Source organism: Methylorubrum sp. POS3 (assembly GCF_043352485.1).
Classification (GTDB): domain Bacteria; phylum Pseudomonadota; class Alphaproteobacteria; order Rhizobiales; family Beijerinckiaceae; genus Methylobacterium; species Methylobacterium suomiense.
The window spans coordinates 2,670,811-2,689,127 of record NZ_JAPRBT010000001.1; the positions used below are offsets into that span (position 1 = coordinate 2,670,811).

The 18,317-nt window shown below is 62.5% G+C and carries 10 protein-coding genes; 3 read left to right on the forward strand and 7 right to left on the reverse strand.

The genetic code is table 11. The features are described 5' to 3' along the window. Positions 1 to 48: 48 nt before the first annotated feature. The gene (locus tag OWC43_RS12510; protein ID WP_171015535.1) at positions 49 to 1,551 is read left to right on the forward strand and encodes a right-handed parallel beta-helix repeat-containing protein; all 1,503 of its coding nucleotides are present in this window, start codon (positions 49 to 51) and stop codon (positions 1,549 to 1,551) included. 146 nt (positions 1,552 to 1,697) lie between these two features. On the opposite strand, the gene OWC43_RS12515 is transcribed toward OWC43_RS12510, so the two are convergent. The 7 genes from OWC43_RS12515 to OWC43_RS12545 form a co-directional block, all read right to left on the reverse strand. Beyond that, positions 1,698 to 2,774 (reverse strand): methyltransferase domain-containing protein, encoded by a 1,077-nt coding sequence (locus OWC43_RS12515; protein WP_137830833.1) that lies wholly within the window; start codon positions 2,772 to 2,774, stop codon positions 1,698 to 1,700. A 188-nt stretch (positions 2,775 to 2,962) separates the two neighbouring features. Beyond that, positions 2,963 to 4,054, reverse strand: a complete 1,092-nt coding sequence (locus OWC43_RS12520) for a hypothetical protein (protein WP_393956921.1) — start codon at positions 4,052 to 4,054, stop codon at positions 2,963 to 2,965. Further along, complete coding sequence (locus OWC43_RS12525) at positions 4,051 to 5,598, reverse strand: hypothetical protein (protein ID WP_393956922.1); 1,548 nt, start codon at positions 5,596 to 5,598, stop codon at positions 4,051 to 4,053. The genes OWC43_RS12520 and OWC43_RS12525 overlap by 4 nt, the downstream gene beginning before the upstream one ends. Continuing rightward, positions 5,595 to 7,787 carry a glycosyltransferase family 2 protein gene (locus OWC43_RS12530; RefSeq protein WP_393956923.1) on the reverse strand — a complete coding sequence of 731 codons (2,193 nt, stop codon included), beginning with the start codon at positions 7,785 to 7,787 and terminating at the stop codon, positions 5,595 to 5,597. Before OWC43_RS12530 ends, OWC43_RS12525 begins: the two co-directional genes overlap by 4 nt. Further along, positions 7,784 to 11,068 carry a glycosyltransferase gene (locus OWC43_RS12535; protein ID WP_393956924.1) on the reverse strand — a complete coding sequence of 1,095 codons (3,285 nt, stop codon included), beginning with the start codon at positions 11,066 to 11,068 and terminating at the stop codon, positions 7,784 to 7,786. Before OWC43_RS12535 ends, OWC43_RS12530 begins: the two co-directional genes overlap by 4 nt. A gap of 232 nt (positions 11,069 to 11,300) precedes the next feature. Beyond that, positions 11,301 to 11,996 carry a glycosyltransferase gene (locus tag OWC43_RS12540; protein ID WP_210236221.1) on the reverse strand — a complete coding sequence of 232 codons (696 nt, stop codon included), beginning with the start codon at positions 11,994 to 11,996 and terminating at the stop codon, positions 11,301 to 11,303. 60 nt (positions 11,997 to 12,056) lie between these two features. Further along, complete coding sequence (locus OWC43_RS12545; protein ID WP_393956925.1) at positions 12,057 to 13,061, reverse strand: SIS domain-containing protein; 1,005 nt, start codon at positions 13,059 to 13,061, stop codon at positions 12,057 to 12,059. Between the two features lie 884 nt (positions 13,062 to 13,945). On the opposite strand from OWC43_RS12545, the gene OWC43_RS12550 reads away from it, so the two are divergent. Continuing rightward, the gene (locus OWC43_RS12550; protein WP_393956926.1) at positions 13,946 to 16,573 is read left to right on the forward strand and encodes a glycosyltransferase; all 2,628 of its coding nucleotides are present in this window, start codon (positions 13,946 to 13,948) and stop codon (positions 16,571 to 16,573) included. 27 nt (positions 16,574 to 16,600) lie between these two features. Then, positions 16,601 to 18,226 carry a hypothetical protein gene (locus OWC43_RS12555; protein WP_393956927.1) on the forward strand — a complete coding sequence of 542 codons (1,626 nt, stop codon included), beginning with the start codon at positions 16,601 to 16,603 and terminating at the stop codon, positions 18,224 to 18,226. Positions 18,227 to 18,317: the final 91 nt, after the last annotated feature.

Genomic DNA, 18,317 nt, shown 5'->3' on the forward strand with positions numbered 1-18,317 from the left:
ACCCGAAGTGCGGCGTCCGACATGGTATGGGAAATCGGAAACTTACGCATGGCTTCGCTGTGCTGTCTCGTTGCGCTCACTGCGACGGCTCCCATAATCATCACCACGCCCGCCCGTGCTGACCAAGCGCTGCTCATTGGAACGCCGTCGGACAGCACAAGCCTTGGACCTCTCGGTCGAATGATCCCGGTCGATGCGCCCGCGATCCGCCGCCCGACCGCTAACCGGGACACGATCGGCACGACCCGGATTGCCGGTGCCGGCCTGTCAGATCATCCGTTTCTGATCGACCCTGACACCAAGTCACCCATGAATTATGGGGCGATCTGCGATGGGACAGCCCGTCCCCTGTCGACGCGCTACACCACACTCGCAGCCGCGCAATCTGTCTACGGCGCAACGCTGGTCACCGCGCTCAACCAGGACATTGACACGGTGGCGTGGCAGTCGGCACTCGCCACCGGACGCCTGGTCACCTTCCCCTCCGGCCGTATCTGCACCCTGCGCGCGCGCCTGACGCTGGCCGTCACCGGTGGCATCATCGGCGACGGGACCGGGCGCTTCGTTGCCAACGCGACCGACTTTTCCGCCACCGTGCTGGCGTCCAACGCCTCCGATACCCTCATCCGGTCCGATCAGGGCCGTAACATCGTACTCCGGGGGTTCGGTGTCGCGTTTACCTCGGCCCCGGACTCGTTCACCCGGGCAGTCGCGGTGACGCGCGCGTCGGGAATTCTGGTTGAGCGCTTGGACCTATCAGGCTTCAACGCTGGCAATCTGATCGAAATCGACAGCAGCACCGACGCACGGGTTCAAGACAATGTGATCCGGGACGGGCTCCTCGACCGATCCGGTTCGACCTCACAACTGACCGGTATCGCGATCGACGATAATCTGGTGAGTGGGGTGGCGTCCCGTCGCGTCCAGATCACGGGCAACACGATTCGAAACCTGCTCGTGACGGCGGCCTTCCGTGCATCCTATGGTTACCAGAGCGATGGCATCACGGTGCTGCCTTCAGCGATCGACGTGGCGGTAACCGACAACACCGTCATCGGTGTGGGCGAGGGGATCGACTTCCAGGCCAGCGGCGGAAAGATTGCGGGCAACACCGTCCGCGTATCCTATCAATTCGGGATCAAGCTGATCCACGGGGCGTCGAACAACACCGTGTCGAGCAACGCTGTGACCTGCCCCGGGATCGGTGGCATCACGGTGTGGGGCGGCTCCGCGAAGGCCAGCGCCGACAACATGGTGGTCGGCAACAGCGTCACCGAGGTCAACTGCCTCGGCGAATACGATCGAAACACGACATGGGCCTTCGGTGCGGCCGACAACGGCTTGGCCCACCCCTCCAACAACAACACTTTTGTACGGAACGTGGCCTCGGGCGGGGAGAAGGCCACGGCGGCCTATTATTGGGCCGGCGTCGGTACCGGCAATACCGCGAACTCGGCACAGATCAGCGGCGATTATCGTCGGCCATCGCTCGCCCCGCCGTTCAACGGTACGCCGATGTCCGCGACCCTCAAAGCGATCAAGGCGCACTGACAAAAGGCGTCGTTGCCAAAACCACCAGCAGCATTCCTCCGCAATGGGGGGGGGGACCGGCGGGGCCCAAGCGGACTGTTGGTCGCCTTAGACATGCCCAGCTCGCGCAGATCCCGGCACCGGCCACGTCGGGTAGCCTCGTTCCTTTACTGGGCGCTCCGCCGCAGCGCGATACCGAAGTCCTTGTTGTTCGGTGACGCGTTCAGGAACATACGATCATACCACCCGCGCTTCTGCACGACCTTCGCAAGCTCAATGATTGTATCTGATGTATAATAATGCGCATGAATTGAGTAATTTCTCTCGATTAGGCTATCCGGCGTTGCGTAGGGAGCAGTGTATCGACACCATTTCTCATACTTGGCCAGCGAAAGTTCGTCTGCCTGTGAGGCGTACTCTTCGATCCAGTCACTCGGATCGCTGGGCGGCTGGCGCAGATCGAAGCAGTACCTGAGATCGGGAATGACGGCCGCGACGAAGCCTCCGGCTTTCAGCTTGCCGGACCAGTTCTCGAGAACCTGAATGGGGTTATTGAGATGCTCGAACACATGGCTAGAGAAGATAAAATCGAGGGAGCCATCCGATATGATGTCAAGCGTAACGGCATCGCCAATGATGTAAGATGCCCATAGATCTTTAAGATTTTCGGCATCCAATGACTTGCCGTAGTTGCTGACCCACGTCTCGATCGGCGCCGCCTCGACATATCGGACTGAGGTGTTCGCATCGGTCTTGACGAAGGGGTTGGTGCCGGGTCCGACCTCAATCCCATCGCCCTGCAGCAATGGTCGCAGGTTGAGGCGAGGATTGAAAAGTCGGGTTGTCGCTAGCTCGCAGGCTGTGCCACCGCGATTCTCGATCACGAGGTCAAACCCGGGCGCGAACCCGATCCAAGCTGGCCAGTCCAGGCTGATCGCGTTGTCAGGCCATGTCGTGCCGGGTGAGGGGTACAACAGGTGTGATCGCCCGTCGGACGCTTCGAGCTTCACGATCAGATCCGGCTTCTGCGCTGGATCGCCGGCTGCGTAGACCGCCCAGTTCGGCACGCGCGGATACCGATGCAGGGCGGTGAACTCGTGCGCGTCGAGTAAGCGGAATCGGGCACCGGCACCCAGCGCAATGCCCAGAAAGGCGCGTGATCCGCTTCCACGCGTCGTCTCGACCTGTCCGGCCTCGACCTTGAGGGCGCGATCCTTCCGGTTTACGATGTCGAACAGATTCACGGATTGATACTCCTCTCGTGCATCATAGAACCTCGATGCACCGGGGCGAAGAGCGCCTCCACGATGCGCGCCGGGTGGACGTTGCGCCGGGCCCGGAGGTCGTGCCGTGGCTCCAGCTGTTCTTGTGTCCGGTCGGGGTCGATCTCCAAGCCCTTCCGTCTCCCTCCGCCCGAACAAATGTGCCTCTTCTAAGCTGCGGACAGCAGTGCGGCGTAGCGCTGGTGTACATCGTCGGGGATCAGCAGTCCCCTGATGAAGCGATCTTGCCGGGATACGAACCGGCCGGGATCGGCGGATGCTGCCACGGCGAAGCGCCACCAATTCTCGGCGGTTGAGACGCGGGCAAAGGAGGCGAAGTTGCGAAGGTCGATGGCGTTGTCGCCGTCGTGCCAGACAGCGACCGGCACGCCGGCAAGCATGAAATCGAACAGAATGGAGGACGGTGCTGAGATTGCGTAGGCGAAACGGGTGAGATCGATCTGGTAGAGCGGCTGCGTGCTGCGCACGGTGCAGGCTTCGAGGGCAATCGCGTTCTTCTCGGTGAACTGGCCGGCTGGATGTGAGCGGAGATGGACCCGCGTGCCGAGCGCCTTCACACGCCGCTCGAACTGAGTGAATTCCTCGAGAAACCCAGATCGTGTCGTTGCCGACTTGAACCGCACGGAGTGGAGATTCTCGCAGACCATGCCTTCATAGGCGTCGGGATCGAAGCCGTCTGTCATGGCGCTTCGGCGCGTGCGCGGCCTCATCTCGATCATGGCCGGCGGACCCGCAACGTAGAGCTTGGCCCGTTCCGAGGCTGTGATCGAACTCAGGCGCGCCGGCGCAAACCAGCCGACGATCACATCAGCGGCAAAGCGCACAGCAAGTCCTGCCGAAGCATCGTGCGCTACGTTGTGCAGGAAGCCGACACACTCGAACCCGTGCTGCAACGTGACGGTGGTGAACGAGCTCGGAGCGGAGGCAAACAGGCGGTGGGTGACCGCATGATTGGGCAGATTCGACTCGCTGCCGGCAATGATGAGCCCACGCTTATTCTGGAGATGGCGGTAGGCCTCGTACTCCGACGCGTAATGCGTCTGGGGTACGTCGAGCTCCGCGCACAACCTGCTCAGTTCGGTCGCCCAGCGTCCGGTCGCGTCGAGTTTGGCGAATTCTGCCGAGACGAGCACCTCGCATCGCGATCCCGGAAGCGACCGAGCCAGCTTCATCAAGGGCTGGAGAATCGCCACGTCCTGCACGAGGTGAACGTGAAAGACGATGGAAGGCGGCGCCCTCATGCGACACCGCTCCGGATCGCGGTCGTCGCACGCGGATAGGCGTCGCCATGCATCGTGGCCAACGCCAATTGATGCTGCTCGCTCACGATGACCGACGCCGATGGGAACAGGCGTTGGCAGGCCGTGCGGATCACTCCCATGACGCTCGGATAGACTGCGAGCCAGCTGAACCGATCGCTTCCCATTGCGAGCGGAAACGGATCGTTCCATCCCATGATACGGCTCAAAGGTAGATCGCAGAACTCAAGGTCCATGATGCGACCGACGTCGATTGCCGCCGTGGCAAGGTCGGGATCCAGAAACTTCATCCGCGATTTCTCAATCCGGCAACGGAGTTCGCCACCGATAGAATCGAACCGAAGCTGATAATTCAGCGTCTTTTCATGAAAAGGGCTGCGGACAGAAAGGCCACCGAAACGCGCTGCCAGTTTATGAATCGACGTATCGGAGTTTCTGCCATGGATCAGACAGAGCGGCGGTCCTGCGCGGCGCGAGGAGTCCTTCTCCGACGGGCGCATGGGTAGCGAGGTGGCAGCGCTTCCGAAAGTTGCCGCAGCCTCCGCCGGGCTTGCATGGGCGTCGAGCAATTCGTAGAGGCGCGGGAGTTGCGATCCTCGGAGCTTGACTTGGCCGAGCTCGAGATCGGCAACCAGATCATCGGCCGACCGATAAACAAATTCACCGAGGCTTCGGTACAGAGGGTAGCCTCGCGAGAGAACCTGGCAGCCGCGAAGCAACGCAGTCAGGCAACGGTTCAGCGACTTGGCGCGGCTGAAGCCCTGCCCACCGACGGGAATGAAGGCGACATCAGCGGCCTTGAGGCTCTCGTCCTCGCGCGCCTCCGTCCATTCCATGATGCGGAAATCGATCGGCAGCGTCCGCAGCAGGGCGAGCCCTTCACTCGACAGCGCCCTGGTATTTGTCAGAACCGTCAAGGTCGCGTCCCAGCCGAGCGCCTTGAACCGCGCCAGATCTCCGCCGTAGGCGACAAGGTCGCGGACGCCGACGGAGAAGAAGGGATTATCGCCGATCCCGAACCAATAGATCGACAGCCGACGCGACGCGCTCGCCGTCCGGATCTTATCGGACACACGATGTGCCAGATCGCTTCGATCGAATGCCTCGATCGGATCGGGGACGATCGTGATCGGGGCACTGGGCATGTACTCGGCGATGACCGAGGTCAGGCGTTCCGTCGTTCCGAGCACGAAATCCGTGAACGGTTCCATCTCCCGAACCCAGCATTGGAAACGCGCGAGGCGCGCGTCGTCCATCTGACTAAAGTAATCATCGAAAAAATCCTGACCGACAAGCTTGCCGATTTTCTTCAGATGACACGCAAGAATGAGAGCTTCAGACATGAAAGTCTTCGAAAAAATGTAGATTTCTGCGTCGAATGTCTTCGTTTGTAAAAGCTCCGCAATCGGTGCGTAGGTGATTGTCGTGCCAAGCGGGGCGGCGGAAGCCAAGCGCAGATAACGGATCCGCATGCCTGCCGAGGACACGAATTCCGGCGACTGGATGACGATGCAGATCGTGGTCACTTCAACCTGCGCAGAATGGTCGTGGATTCAACGAGGCGATCGAGGTCGAGTCGTGGGAAGCGTCCAAGCAGATCGATATCGAGTGTTCCGGGCAGCGCCGTTTCACCCGCAATGGCCGTCAGCGCGGTGCTGCATAGGTTGAGGTAGCCGGCTTGGATGGCCCGCAATCCAAAATCGATGTCGGTGTTCGAAGTTGATTGATATTCAGATGAGAACGCACCGACTTCTTGGAAAACTCGCTTGCGCGATGCCATCAGAAGACTCGTATTCGCCGCGACTGGATAAGTTGCCATGGCGAGCACTTCGTCTGTCGGCAGTGCTTCGTAGGCTAAAGCTGGCGACGTAGAAAAGGAGAGACCAGCGAGGAAATATCCCGCACCGCAGAAACCGAGCCGGTCGCCCAACGCTCGCAGCAACATGGCGCTTGCGCTCGCGATACCCTCCATCGTCGTCAGCGACGCAAGAGCATCCAGTGTTCGGCGGTCTGTGAGCACCGTGCTGGGTGAGACGAATACGAGCACCTCGCCCGAGGCTTGCTCGGCGGCATCCGAGAGAGCGGTCCCCCGGGTCGCGGATGGATCGCAGACTCGATAGCGAACCTCCTTTGGGAACGCCGAACGCAAGGCGTGTTGCGTGGTCGGCGGCAATTCGTCGAGACTCGATGCCGTGCCTACCAAGACGATTTCCGTGGGACGCGCCGATTGAAATCTGAGCGAATCGATAAGGGGGGCTACGTTGTCGGTGATGCTGTCGAGGGCGATACAGACCGATATCGACTCGGAAAACGGTTCGCTTTGTCCGGTCAACACCGACGGCGATGCTGCTCCCATCGGAAACAATCTGGCCGGGTCAGCCATCGTCAGCAGGTCAATTTGCCGAATTGCCATGGACCGGGTGCGGACAATGGTCCGTCCGGACGGGATCGCTCTCCCCGTGTTAAGACGGGGGATGCCGCAGGCATGCCCGATGGGCTGCGCAGCCTCCATGACGCCTGGACGCCACGGCATGCATACCGACCAGACCGCCCCCTTACTGAATCGCGGCTGCACGATGTATGCGCAGGCCCCCGAATCGACGCGCGATGGCATCTCCTTCGGAGAATCGTCATCGAGTGCCGAGACCAGCGCGTGGAGGGTCGGAATCGCATCGGCCGGCAGTGAGAGGGAACTGCCGGGCTTCCGCTCCTCCTCCCCCGTATGAGGCAAGAGGGAAGCGATGTGCTCGGCCAACTCGTCATCGGCGGGTTCCCGGTCGAGGCGCACCGCCACCCCCATCAGGCCTGTGAGCCAGTCGAGGACCGCACCGGTGAAGATGCTTTCGTTGCCGGCCGCATCGCGCGCGTCGATCTGAATCGCGTCGATGCGCCGTGCTTGGTGATGCCGCGAGCGTAGGAAGGCACTGAGATACGCTGCCGATACGTTCGCAACGTCCCGCATATCGTCGGCCGCGACCGCTGCCGCGCGAAGCTCCCAATGGTGCAACCCTCCCCTGAGCAGCGAGGGGAACGGGATGATGTTGAGGGAGCGGATGGTCAGCTCGGCGTCCGTCGCCACGAGCAGCACCGGCCCGAGCGGATTGGCGAGGCCGATCGTGCAGATCCCCAGGCCGCTTCCTGACGTGACGTCGCCCCGGCCAACCTCCCTCACCGCAGCAGTTCGGCCGACGATCTGGTAGGCTGCGAGATTCAAGGTCTCGTCACCTGTGTCGCTGGCCGAACCCTCGAACCTGAGGCGAAGCTGCGCATCCGATGCAAGCCACAGATCGGCGAGCTTGAGGCCGCTGCCCCCCGACTCATAGAAGGCCGCTGGACGCCGACCATCGGTCTCGCACAAAGTGTCCACTGGGACCGATGCGGACAAGTCCGGTTGACCGTCGAGCGAAAGCCGCACGCTGGGCGGCCCGACATGTTCGGAAAGCCGAACGAAGGACCTCAGTGCCGCCGAGGGAATCGCGAAAAGGGCGTCACCGTCCAGCACGGGCTGGCAACGAACAACTCCGAGACGTTGCCTTCCGATCTGAACCGACAAGGCCGGCGCGGCGTCGTTACCGATCCTACCCGCAGTCGTCAGTCTGCAGAGCAGGCGATCCTCGTCCGCATCGACCGAGAGCCATCCCGAATCCGGTGGATCGTGAGGCAAGGCCATAGCCGTCAGGGGTTCGGCAATCCCCGCGTCATCGATCTCGGTCATAGGTACCACGACAGATCCGTGCGAGGTGGGAATGCCGGCAGGCAGGCGGTGCTGGTCAAAGCGAGGTTGGGATTGAAGAATGGGTCGTCCACGATCACGGGTCGCCAGCGCTGCATCATCTTCGCTTTGTCGTCGGCGAACCGTCTCTGCTTGTCCGGATTGTCTTCGCGGCCCCGCGACGCCGATTCCAAGTGATACAGTGAGGCTTGGGGCGTCCAGATGATGCGATAACCGGCGGCACGGATCCGCAAGCAAAGATCAACGTCGTTGAAGGCGACCGGGAAATCCAAGCTCAGCCCCCCGACCTCGTCCCAGACCTGGCGTCGCATCAACATGCAGGCGGCGGTGACAGCGGAATATTCCTGCGTCACGGTCAGCCTGTGATGGTACCCGCCGACGCCATCCTGCATGCGTTTGAAGATATGGGACGCGATTCCGCCGACCCCGAGAACGATGCCCGCGTGCTGAATGGTGCCGTCTGCGTAGAGAAGCTTGGCCCCCACCGCACCGACATCGGATCGTACGCCCTGAGCAACCATGGCATCGAGCCAGTTTTCGTCGCTGATCTCGATATCGTTATTCATCAGCACGATCATCGATCCGGACGATTGCTCTACGCCGAAATTGTTGATCGCCGAATAATTGAATGGGCCTGGGAAGAGGACGATCTTCACCCGCGAAAGTTGACGCAATTCATCGAAGAGAGCGAAAGTCTCCGGCTCGACGCTGCCGTTATCGACGATCACGACTTCGATCGCGGGATAGCGGGTCCGGTGCAGCAATCCCATGACGCAGGATCGCAACAGGGTGGCGCCGTCCCGCGTCGGTATCACGACCGATACGAGAGGTGGTGTGGAGGGAGCGGGAAAGACGACGCGTCGCATGGAGCGACCGATCCGTGAAACGGATGGGCAGACTTCGGAGCCGTCCATCGTCAGCAGATCGCCGACGACGCGCGCCGTCAGCATCTCGTCGTCGTCGTGCGCTGTCGCCCCGACCGCACGATGGTAGAGGACGAAGGGGCAGCGCACGACGGGCTGTCGGTACACGGTCCGGTGGCGCAACAGCGTGCGATAGAGGCCGAAATGATTGGCAGCCTCAGTGCCGGCGCAGTCGAGGGCCTCGGCGACCCGCACGAACGCCGCGCGGCAGAAATAGTCCTGAGCGGCGGCGAGATCCGGGTCCCATCCGCCTTTGAAGTAGGGATCACTCCGGATCCCGCCTGCATCGATGTGGTCCTCGTCGGAGTAGACGAGGCCCGCATCCGGATTCGCCCGGATGAAGGCAGCGCCGGTGACGAGCGCGTGGGGCGCAAGGACGTCACCAGCCATGACGAAGGTCGCGTACTCGCCCTTAGCCTGAGCGAGCAGTGTGCCGAGGTCGCCGTCGCTCGCGCGCACCACGATGGGCGAGCGCGCAAACGCCGTGGGGACAGGGCCGGCGAGAACGATCTCGAAGTGGCCGTATGCCTGAGCCGTCAACGAGGCCAGGGTGCGTTCCATCGCGGCGGCATGATCCGGCAGGCCGAGCACGATGACGCTGATACGGATCGCGTTCACCTCGGCTTCGTCGGCTCGACGGGTGATCATGTCGGGCGCGGCCTCGCCGTAGAGCCTATGCCAGACTCTGTAATCGCCCTTCTTCGCCGCGGCCTTGAGTTCGTTCAGCGACGGCTCTTCCGGGGGCTTCGTCGGTGTCACCGTCGCGGCGAGGAGCGCCGCATCGTCGACGATCTCAAGACCCTGCCCGCCTCTCTTGACCGTAATCGGTGTCCCGGCAAGCGTTTCCCCTGTCTCGGCCAAGCGCAATCGGATCGTCTGCGGCGCATCACCCTTCACCAGATGCGCGAGTGGCACTTCGAAGCCACAACCCGCGGCCTCGGGCGGGCCGACAAGGCCAGCGCCCATCGCATGATTGGCAATGACCACCGTGGTGAACTGATCCTCGATCTCGACCTCGACGAGGGCTGCCACCGGCGACGCGTCGCGGTGGATCGCCCAGCCCAGCAGCGTATCGTTGGCAAGGGTGAGCCAAGCGCCGCGGGGTCCCGCGACGGGCACCGGCTCAACGGGGGCGGGCTCGTCAGCCGGATGCTCGGCCAAGGCATCTTCGGCCGGCTCAGCAGCGTCTTGCTCGGGAACAGCGACGAGCGACGCCATTTCGCGCGCTTTCGCCAGTTCGGCTGAAAGGCTCTCGTTGACGATTTCGCTTGCCGCGAGTCGGGCGAGGTGGTCGTCCCCTTGAGATCGTAGGCGATCAGCTTCGGATCGAGCATCACTGGCCGCCGTTTCCGCGATCCTCAACTGCCGCTGCAACCGGTCGAGTGAATCCTTGGCGCCTTTGAGATCCGCGGTCCGGGCGGCCAGTTCGAGAGCAGCGGCATCCGCCACGGAACGGTGATGCTCCTCGCTCCGCCTGTTCGACATTCGCTCGGCCCTGAGCCTCAACAATGTCGCCGCGGCCCGCTTGCGCCTCGTCGCCTGCCTCCGCAGCGCGTCTTGCGCGGTCCGTTGTTCACCGGCGAGAGACCCCTGCGGGGGTGAGGCGTTCTTCGGCGCGGCCTTTCCGGCAAGCCCGGCTTTGACGGGTTCCTTGTCGTCTGGACGAGCCTGATCGCCCTCGAGGGAGATGGCCTGGAGTGCCTCGGCTTCCTTCGCCGCCACATCGAATGGCTTGAGAAAGCTCAAGACCTGCCTGACGGGATCAAGCTTGTGAACCGCGTCATGGCCGTTCTCTGACCGCGCATCCTGTCCGGCATCCCCTGCGCGCGGTACCAGGATGGCAATCACCTCGTCGATGCCGACCTCCCAGCGCCGCACACCGAAGCGGCCGGTCAGCAGCACGAGCCATTGATCGGGCGACATCAGGAGAATGTGGGCGTTGCGACCGTCGGCAAGGACTTTGACAGCCGGCCGTGTCGAGATGTTGACGAGCAGCACCTTCTTCGTGAGGCGCGCCAAATCGGAAAGCACGTCGTCAAGGCAATCCGGTTCGATATGCTCGAGGACATCGGTGCAGACCACGAGGTCTGCCGGCTCGGGCGGCAGATCCTTGCCGGCAACCGCAGGATCATATTCGGACGTGACGACGTCGATGCCCTTCGCGAGAAGGCCCTTCGTGAGCAGCCCTCTACCACAGCCATAATCGAGGATGCTTTCACAGACGAATGCATCCATGAGGAGCTTGACGCCCTCGACCCAGCGATGCCCCCCGATGCCGTAATTGAAGCGTCCGTGCAGCTCCTGTTGGAGGTGGCGATAGGTGTCCGAGATCAGGGCCACGTTCTACCTCTACCGACGTACGGGATCGCTAGCTTCCAGGTTCGATGCCAGAACCTTCGCATCGCGGACCGTAACGGCACCGTCAAGCGAGACGCACGACGGAGAGCGATCCAAAAGAGGGGATCGCCTTCACCATATTCATCGCCCTGCGGCTCCTATCATGAGTCGCAGGGCGCCCGAACCGATCGTATTGGGGCGGGTCGATCCTGCTCAGGATCGCTCCGCAACTCCGTCACGCCGTCGCGGATTGCTGGTACAGATCACGCTCGCGGATCCACAGATCGCCGAAATCGACATCCTGACAGTTTTCGAACCAGGGGCCGCCATTGGTGTAATGGATCGCCTCCGGCGGGCTTGCCGGCTTGTCGTACTCGCCTTCGAGGAAGTTCCAGCCGAGGGGCAGGCTTCCGATTGCCTCATCATCGGTCCATGAGAGGCGATGCAGAAACGCCGGGCTCTGCGTATTCACGACATCGGGCACGAGGGCTTTGACGGTGGGATGCGCCCCGTTGAACACCATGAACGACGACCAATTTTTGCGCGGGTAAGTCGTTTGAACCTGTCCGTCCATTTTGTTGGCGGTACGCGGGACGTATTCGTGCTGAACCACGTAGACCGCCTTGTTTCGATCGAGCTGATCGATCATCGCCCCAAGGTCGGCTGTGAAGAGGAAGTCGCAATCGACGAAGATCGACCAGTCGTCGCTGGCAGCAATGTAGGGTACGAGGAAGCGCGTCAGGGAGAATTCCGTGGCCGCGCCCTTGTCGGAAGGCCTCGTGTATAGGCCGAGTTCCCGTACCGTGGCCTGCTTGAGGGGATAGATTTCGAGATCGATCTTGGAATGACGGCGCAGCGAGTGCCGACATACCTGCCAAGCGATATCCTCCCGGGTGTCGTAGCCGACATAGATCTTGAGGGCGGCGGGCATCAGCGCGAGGCCTTTCTGCGTGGGAAGCGAAAACGGGTGCGATCGGGCGCTGCGGGGCAGTTAAATCACCCCGGCACGGATCAGGTCGTGGACGTGCAGAATGCCGATCGGGCAGCCTTCGGCGTCGACGACGAACACGGCCGTGACCCGGCGTGCGTTCATCATGTCGAGGGCCGAACTGGCGAGCAGATCGGGCTGAACGGTGATCGGCTGCCGCGTCATCACATCGTCAACGGGCATGCGGAGAAGCGCATCGCCCATGTGCCGGCGTAAGTCACCGTCCGTGACGATACCTGAGAGCCTGCCATCATCCTCCAGCACGCCCACACAGCCGAACTTGCGTCCGGCGATGGCCAGAAGCACGTCCGACATCAGGGTTCCGGTGCGGACCAGCGGCATCTCTTCGCCGCCGTGCATGAGCTGCTGCACAAGTTTCAGCTTCGCCGCGAGCTTGCCCCCGGGGTGAAAAATTTTGAAGCTCGACGCCGTGAAGCCGCGGCAATCGAGGAGCGCTACCGCCAAAGCGTCGCCGACCGCGAGCTGAACGAGGCACGATGACGTCGGTGCGAGATCGTGTGGGCAGCTTTCCCGCACCTTTGGCAGCGTCAGGACGATGTCCGCCGCGCGCGCCAAGGTACTCTGCTCGTTCCAGGTCATGGCGATCAGGGGGATCTGGAAGCGACGCGTATAGTGGATCAAGTCCGCCAATTCGGCCGTTTCGCCCGACCAGGAAAGCGCCAAGATAGCGTCGGCAGACGTCACCATGCCGAGGTCGCCGTGGCTCGCTTCGGTCGGATGGACGAAGAAGGCCGGGGTTCCGGTCGAGGCCATGGTTGCGGCGATCTTACGGCCGATATGGCCGCTCTTGCCGACACCGCAGATGATGAGACGTCCCGTCACGGCCAGGATCGCCTTCGTGGCCGCCTCGAACTGAGCCGAGAGCCCGCGGTCCCAGGCATACTGGAGTTCATGCAATGCAGACACGCCGATTTTGAAGGAGCGTTGCACCGACAAGCGGATCAACTCTTCCTCAGACTGCGCAAACGCAGTGGGGTGCTGTGCCACAACAGATCGCATTAGAAACTTCTTTGCGGCTTGGGCATCCGATCGATCGTTCCGACCTGCCCGTTTGCGTTAGCGTCACTTGGGGCAGCCCTCGACGTCACGCATCATGCAACGCTTTAAGGCAGAAGAGTGAGCGGCGGCATCGGAATTCAAGCGCCAGAGCCTGCGGCCTCCCTAAACCGCAAGGCAGGAAGTTTCAACCGAACGAAGACTCCAAACAACCCATTGTGTTCGGTCAGCCGAGCGGATTCGGTCCGCGTTTGTGATCGGACGACGTTCGTCTTATCCGGGGGGTTCGGTCCCAAAGAGCCTGCTTTGCTCGACACATCTAAAACTTGCAATCGTACCATGAATTCACTCAAAAAGCGCAGACTTCGCATGATCAATCGGGCGACTCGCGACAGCGTGTCTTCTGCGGTGCCGTCCGGCCACGATCACGACAGCCGCCGTATTCGCCAAGGCAGGGATTGCACGAAATGCACGTGCCTGTTCTCTTTTTGCGACGCGCTCTCGTGATCGAACCCGTATCGACGTTGCGCGGAACGCTCCGCTGCCTGCAACCCGATCGATGTTGTGGGGACGGCCGTGCTTCGAGTTCTCGATCCTCGCAGATTTCCGCATATCGATCATGGCGTTACCGAGTACAGCAACAACCGGTGGATCCTCGCCGGGTGCCGGTCTCTCGGGCAAATCGCCGGAACAACCGCCGTCGTGCGTACAATAGCGTTTCCGCATGAGTTCGCCCGTCATCCGGTTGGGCCGGCTTCGTTGCGAGCGAGCGCATCCCGATCGCTACGGTGCCGAAAGATGTCCGTGGCCACTTCCGAAAGTTAGCGTGGTCGATTGAGTCAGACGTTGTACCGTTCGTGCCGATACCTGAGGCGATGCCGTCGAAATGCCAGCCGAGGGGCGGCCGCATCGTGACAAGTGCCGCTCGAAGCAGGCTCTACCTGCTCGTCCTGGGACGCCTGCCGCGCCCCTATGATGGCGGCGAGGGGACCCCGCCGGATCAGTTGATCGTGGATCTTCTGGGATCACGGGAGTTCGCCGTATCGACGGCGGAGCCATTGCTGGACGGCTGCTTCGATGCGCCGATCGATCTCTGCGATCCAGATTTACAGAGCTGGGCCGAGCAGACCTTCTCGCTGGAGACAGCGCCGCAGCAGCCGCGACTGACCGTCCTCGCCCGCGTCCTCGGAAGCCAGATGGTCGCGACGCACCGAATTTGCGCGGAGACGCCGTGGTCGGCCGGCGCCCTGTCACACGCGCTTCAGAGCTTTGCCGGCGAGGCTCCTTTGGCAGAGAGAGATCTCGACCCGCTGCAGACCTTTGCACGGGTTGCGGATGGCCTCGAGATCCTTGACCTCGCGGGCATCACGACCGGCGACGCCACCGGCGAGGTCCGTCTCGCAGCAACGGGAGGCTCCGTGCTGTTCCGTCTCCCGCAGGCGGGCCCATCGGCATTCTGCCATCTCGACCTGGGAATGGCGATCGATGGCGGGGAGGGGAGCGCAAGTCTCGCCGTGGACTATGGCGAAGGGTTCAGCGACGCGCATGTGCTGCGGCTGGCCCCGAGAGGGCGGCGGCGCTACCCAGTCTTTCTGGCGGCACCGGATCGCATCCGGCATGTACGATGGGAGCTGACGGCACCGGGCCAACTCGCGAGGCCGCTCCTTCTGAAAGCGAGACCGTTATCGAGGAATGCCGTCGAGGACATGCTGAGGCCGATCGTCGGCGCGCGCGCGACAGGCTGGCTCGACGATCACACTCTGCCGACTTTGCGTCCCGGCGATCCCGAAGCCCAAACCTTTCGCCTATCGCGTCGGTTGAGCCGCGATCTTGGCGGTCATGTGATTGGCAAGCGAGGCTATGAGGATTGGCTCGCCTGGACGGCAGGATCTCACGCCGCAGCCCGCCACGATCCGAGTGGCCGGTCTCCCGGTTTCGATCTGGTGATGAGGGTTGAACCCTCACAGCTGTCGAGCGCGCGGGCGACGCTCGCGAGTCTCCAGTGTCAGACCTACCCCTTCTGGACCGTGAAGGTCGTTCTCATCGGGGCATGTCCCGATGAAGCGGTAGGCTCGCTCGCCTCGGTTATCGAAGATTGCGAGCGCGTGACGTTGCTGCACCGGCCGCCGAACAGCACGTGGGCGGCCGCCTTCAACCTCGCGCTCGCTGGGGCAACCGGGGACTGGCTCGCCTGCCTGCTACCCGGTGACCTCCTCGCGGCCGATGCACTCGCCGAAGTCGCGGCCCATCTCGGCGGGAAACCAGATCTACGCTTCGTCTACGCCGACCATGACCGGCTCGATGCCGAAGGGCTTCGTAAAGATCCAACTTTCAAACCTGACTTCTCTCCGGAAGCACTGCTCGGTTTCGATTACGTTGAACGGCCAGCCTTCATGCGCGTCGACGATGTCCGCGCCGTCGGCGGCTGGCGCGAGGTGGCAGCCGAGGGCGTGGGGTACGATCTCACGCTCAGGATCACCAGCCGGCTCGCCCCCGCGGCCATCGGGCATCTCTCCCGTGTCCTGCTTCACGCCGGATGCGGTACGGATGCCGTTCACGGCACACCCGGCCTCGCGACGATCCTTCGCGAGCATTTGGCTCGGACACGAATAGAAATGCGTGTCGATCCGGTGCCGGGCGTCGGCCTGCACCTGCGCCACCGCCCGACGAGACCGGCTCCAACGGTATCGCTGATCGTACCGACGCGTGATCGAGCCGACTTGCTTGGCCTGTGCGTCCGCTCGATCATCACGCACACGGCCTACGACGATTACGAAGTGATCGTCGTCAACAACGATTCGCGTGAGCCCGAGACGCTGGAGCTGTTCGAGAGCTGGCGCAGCGACCCGCGGATCCGCGTCGTCGACCAGCCCGGCCCGTTCAACTTCGCGCTGCTCAACAACCGGGCGGTCGATCTCTGCCACGGTGAAGTGGTCGGCTTGATCAACAACGACGTGGAGATCAACTCTTCAGACTGGCTCACGGATATGGCCCTTTGGGCGCTGCATCCGGGCATCGGCTGCGTGGGAAGCAAATTGCTGTTTCCCGATAGACGCGTCCAGCACGGCGGCGTAATTGTCGGCGTCGGCGGCGTTGCAGCGCACTCACACAAGTTTTCCGAGGGAGACGCGATCGGTTATGGACGCAGGCTGGCGCTCGTCCACAACGTTTCGGCAGTCACCGCAGCGTGCCTTCTTATCCGGCGATCGCTGTACGAGGCCGTCGGTGGTCTGGACGAATCATTGCCGGTGCTCTTCAACGACGTCGATTTCTGCCTCAAGGTCGACGCTGCGGGCTACCGCAATATCGTATGTCCGTTCCACCCTCTGATCCATCACGAGAGCAGCTCGCGCGGCCGCGATGTCACCGCGGCACAACTGGCGCGGCTTCGCACCGAAACGGAGATCATGACGCGGAAGTGGGGAAACCGCCTGCATCGCGACCCGTATTACTCACCCAATCTGACCAGGATCCATGAAAACTTTGACTACAATTGGATCTGAGCGGATTCAGCAAAGGTTCGCCGTCGTTTGACCGCATCGTCTTCGCCCACCATCCACGCGCCGGCGGTTCAGCCGACCGGCTGGGGTGAACGCGCCTCCGTCCTGCTGGTTAGCGTGCCGCACGGTGCTGCATCCATCCTGGCGTCGTCGCTCCGCAGGCTGGATGGTGGCCGACCTTTTGCCTCCCCGGAAGATTCGCCGGACGAGGGTGGATGCAGTGCCGCGTTGCTGCCGCTGCACGACAGGTTTTTAGCGGAGCTCGGGACAAGCCGGAACGACCCCCTGCCGACGGGACCGGAACGGGCAACGCCGCTGAAGCGCATCGCCTTCGCCGCCGAGCTCCGACGTCTCGTCAACCCGATCTTGGAACATCGTCGGCTTCTCATCGAGGAGCCGAGTGTCGGCCTCCTGCTTCCGGTTTGGATGGAGGCTCTCTCGAGCCTGCGGTGCCGCATCGCCTGCATTCTGGTCGTCCGTCACCCGGACGAGGTCGCGGCCTCCCTTGCTGCCTACGACGACCTGTCCTTGCAGGAAGGGCTCATGCTCTGGCTGCGCTACGTTCTGGATGCCGAACGCGAAACGCGCGGCATCGCACGGGTGGTCGTGATGCACCACGAGGTCCTGCAAGATCCTCACACTGTGCTCGACAGGATATGCGATCACTTCGGTTTGACGGGCCGGCCCGACGTTCAGGCCTCCGACATTCCATCGTCTACGACGAAGGAGCGTGCGGACAAGAGTTCGGGCGCTCTGGCGGATCTCTGCCGACAGGCTTGGGCAGCCGTAACGACATTGGCCACGGACAGTCGCAACCAGGCGGCGCAAACGACGCTCGATAAGGTCGGTCGTGCGTACCGGCAGGCCGCCGCCCTGTTCGGACCGGCTCTTGAGGCCGCGCGCGCGGCAGCGGTCGCGCATGAACAACGGCAGCGCGAAAGCACCGAAGTCTTCGAGAGGCGGGTGCAACGGTATGAGGAAGTCGCAGCGGAGAGGGATGGACGCATCGCTGCCCTGACGACGGAAGCGACGCGGTGGCGGGAGCAGGCTGCGGCGCTCGCAACGACCTGCGCTTCGGCAGAGAAGAATCTCGTCGGGCTCCGTGCCGAGCAGGCGGCCGCAGCGCTGGAAATCGAACAATTGCGGACGACCTTGCGCGTCGAGGCGGACGAGGCTTTGCGGCAGGCCGCCCAACAGCTGCGCGTCCTGTTGGCCGCCGAACGCTACAGCCTTGAGATGGAGCGGGAACAGAATCGCCGATCGCATCAGCAATTGCAGGGCGAACAGCAATCAATCGCAACCGAGTTGACGACGGCGAAGGCTGCGTTGGCACAAGCACACGAGCTGAACGAGCACATGAGAGAGGACGCTGCAGCGTCCTTGAAAACAGCGCGGGGTAGCTTGATCACCACCATTGCCGAACTGCGCTGGCAAGAACGGCTGAGCAAGCGGCGTTCGGATGCAAAGGTCGAAGAGCTGCAGCAATCGGTTGCCGAACTGGCAGTCAGTCTCGACCACGCACGATCGGAGACGGAGCAGGGCCGACAGGAAATGGCTGCGATGGCTGCAGAGCTCGCGGCAAAAACGGCCGAACTTCGAGCGATCCACGCTTCGTTGAGTTGGCGCCTGAGCCACCCGTTCAAGCGACGTGAGTAGGAGTGGGTTCCGCATCAGGTCGTAGACCCGTTGCGGTGAAGGCAGCTCAGACGGCCATACGCGGATTATGTCATTGCGAGAAAAAGATCCC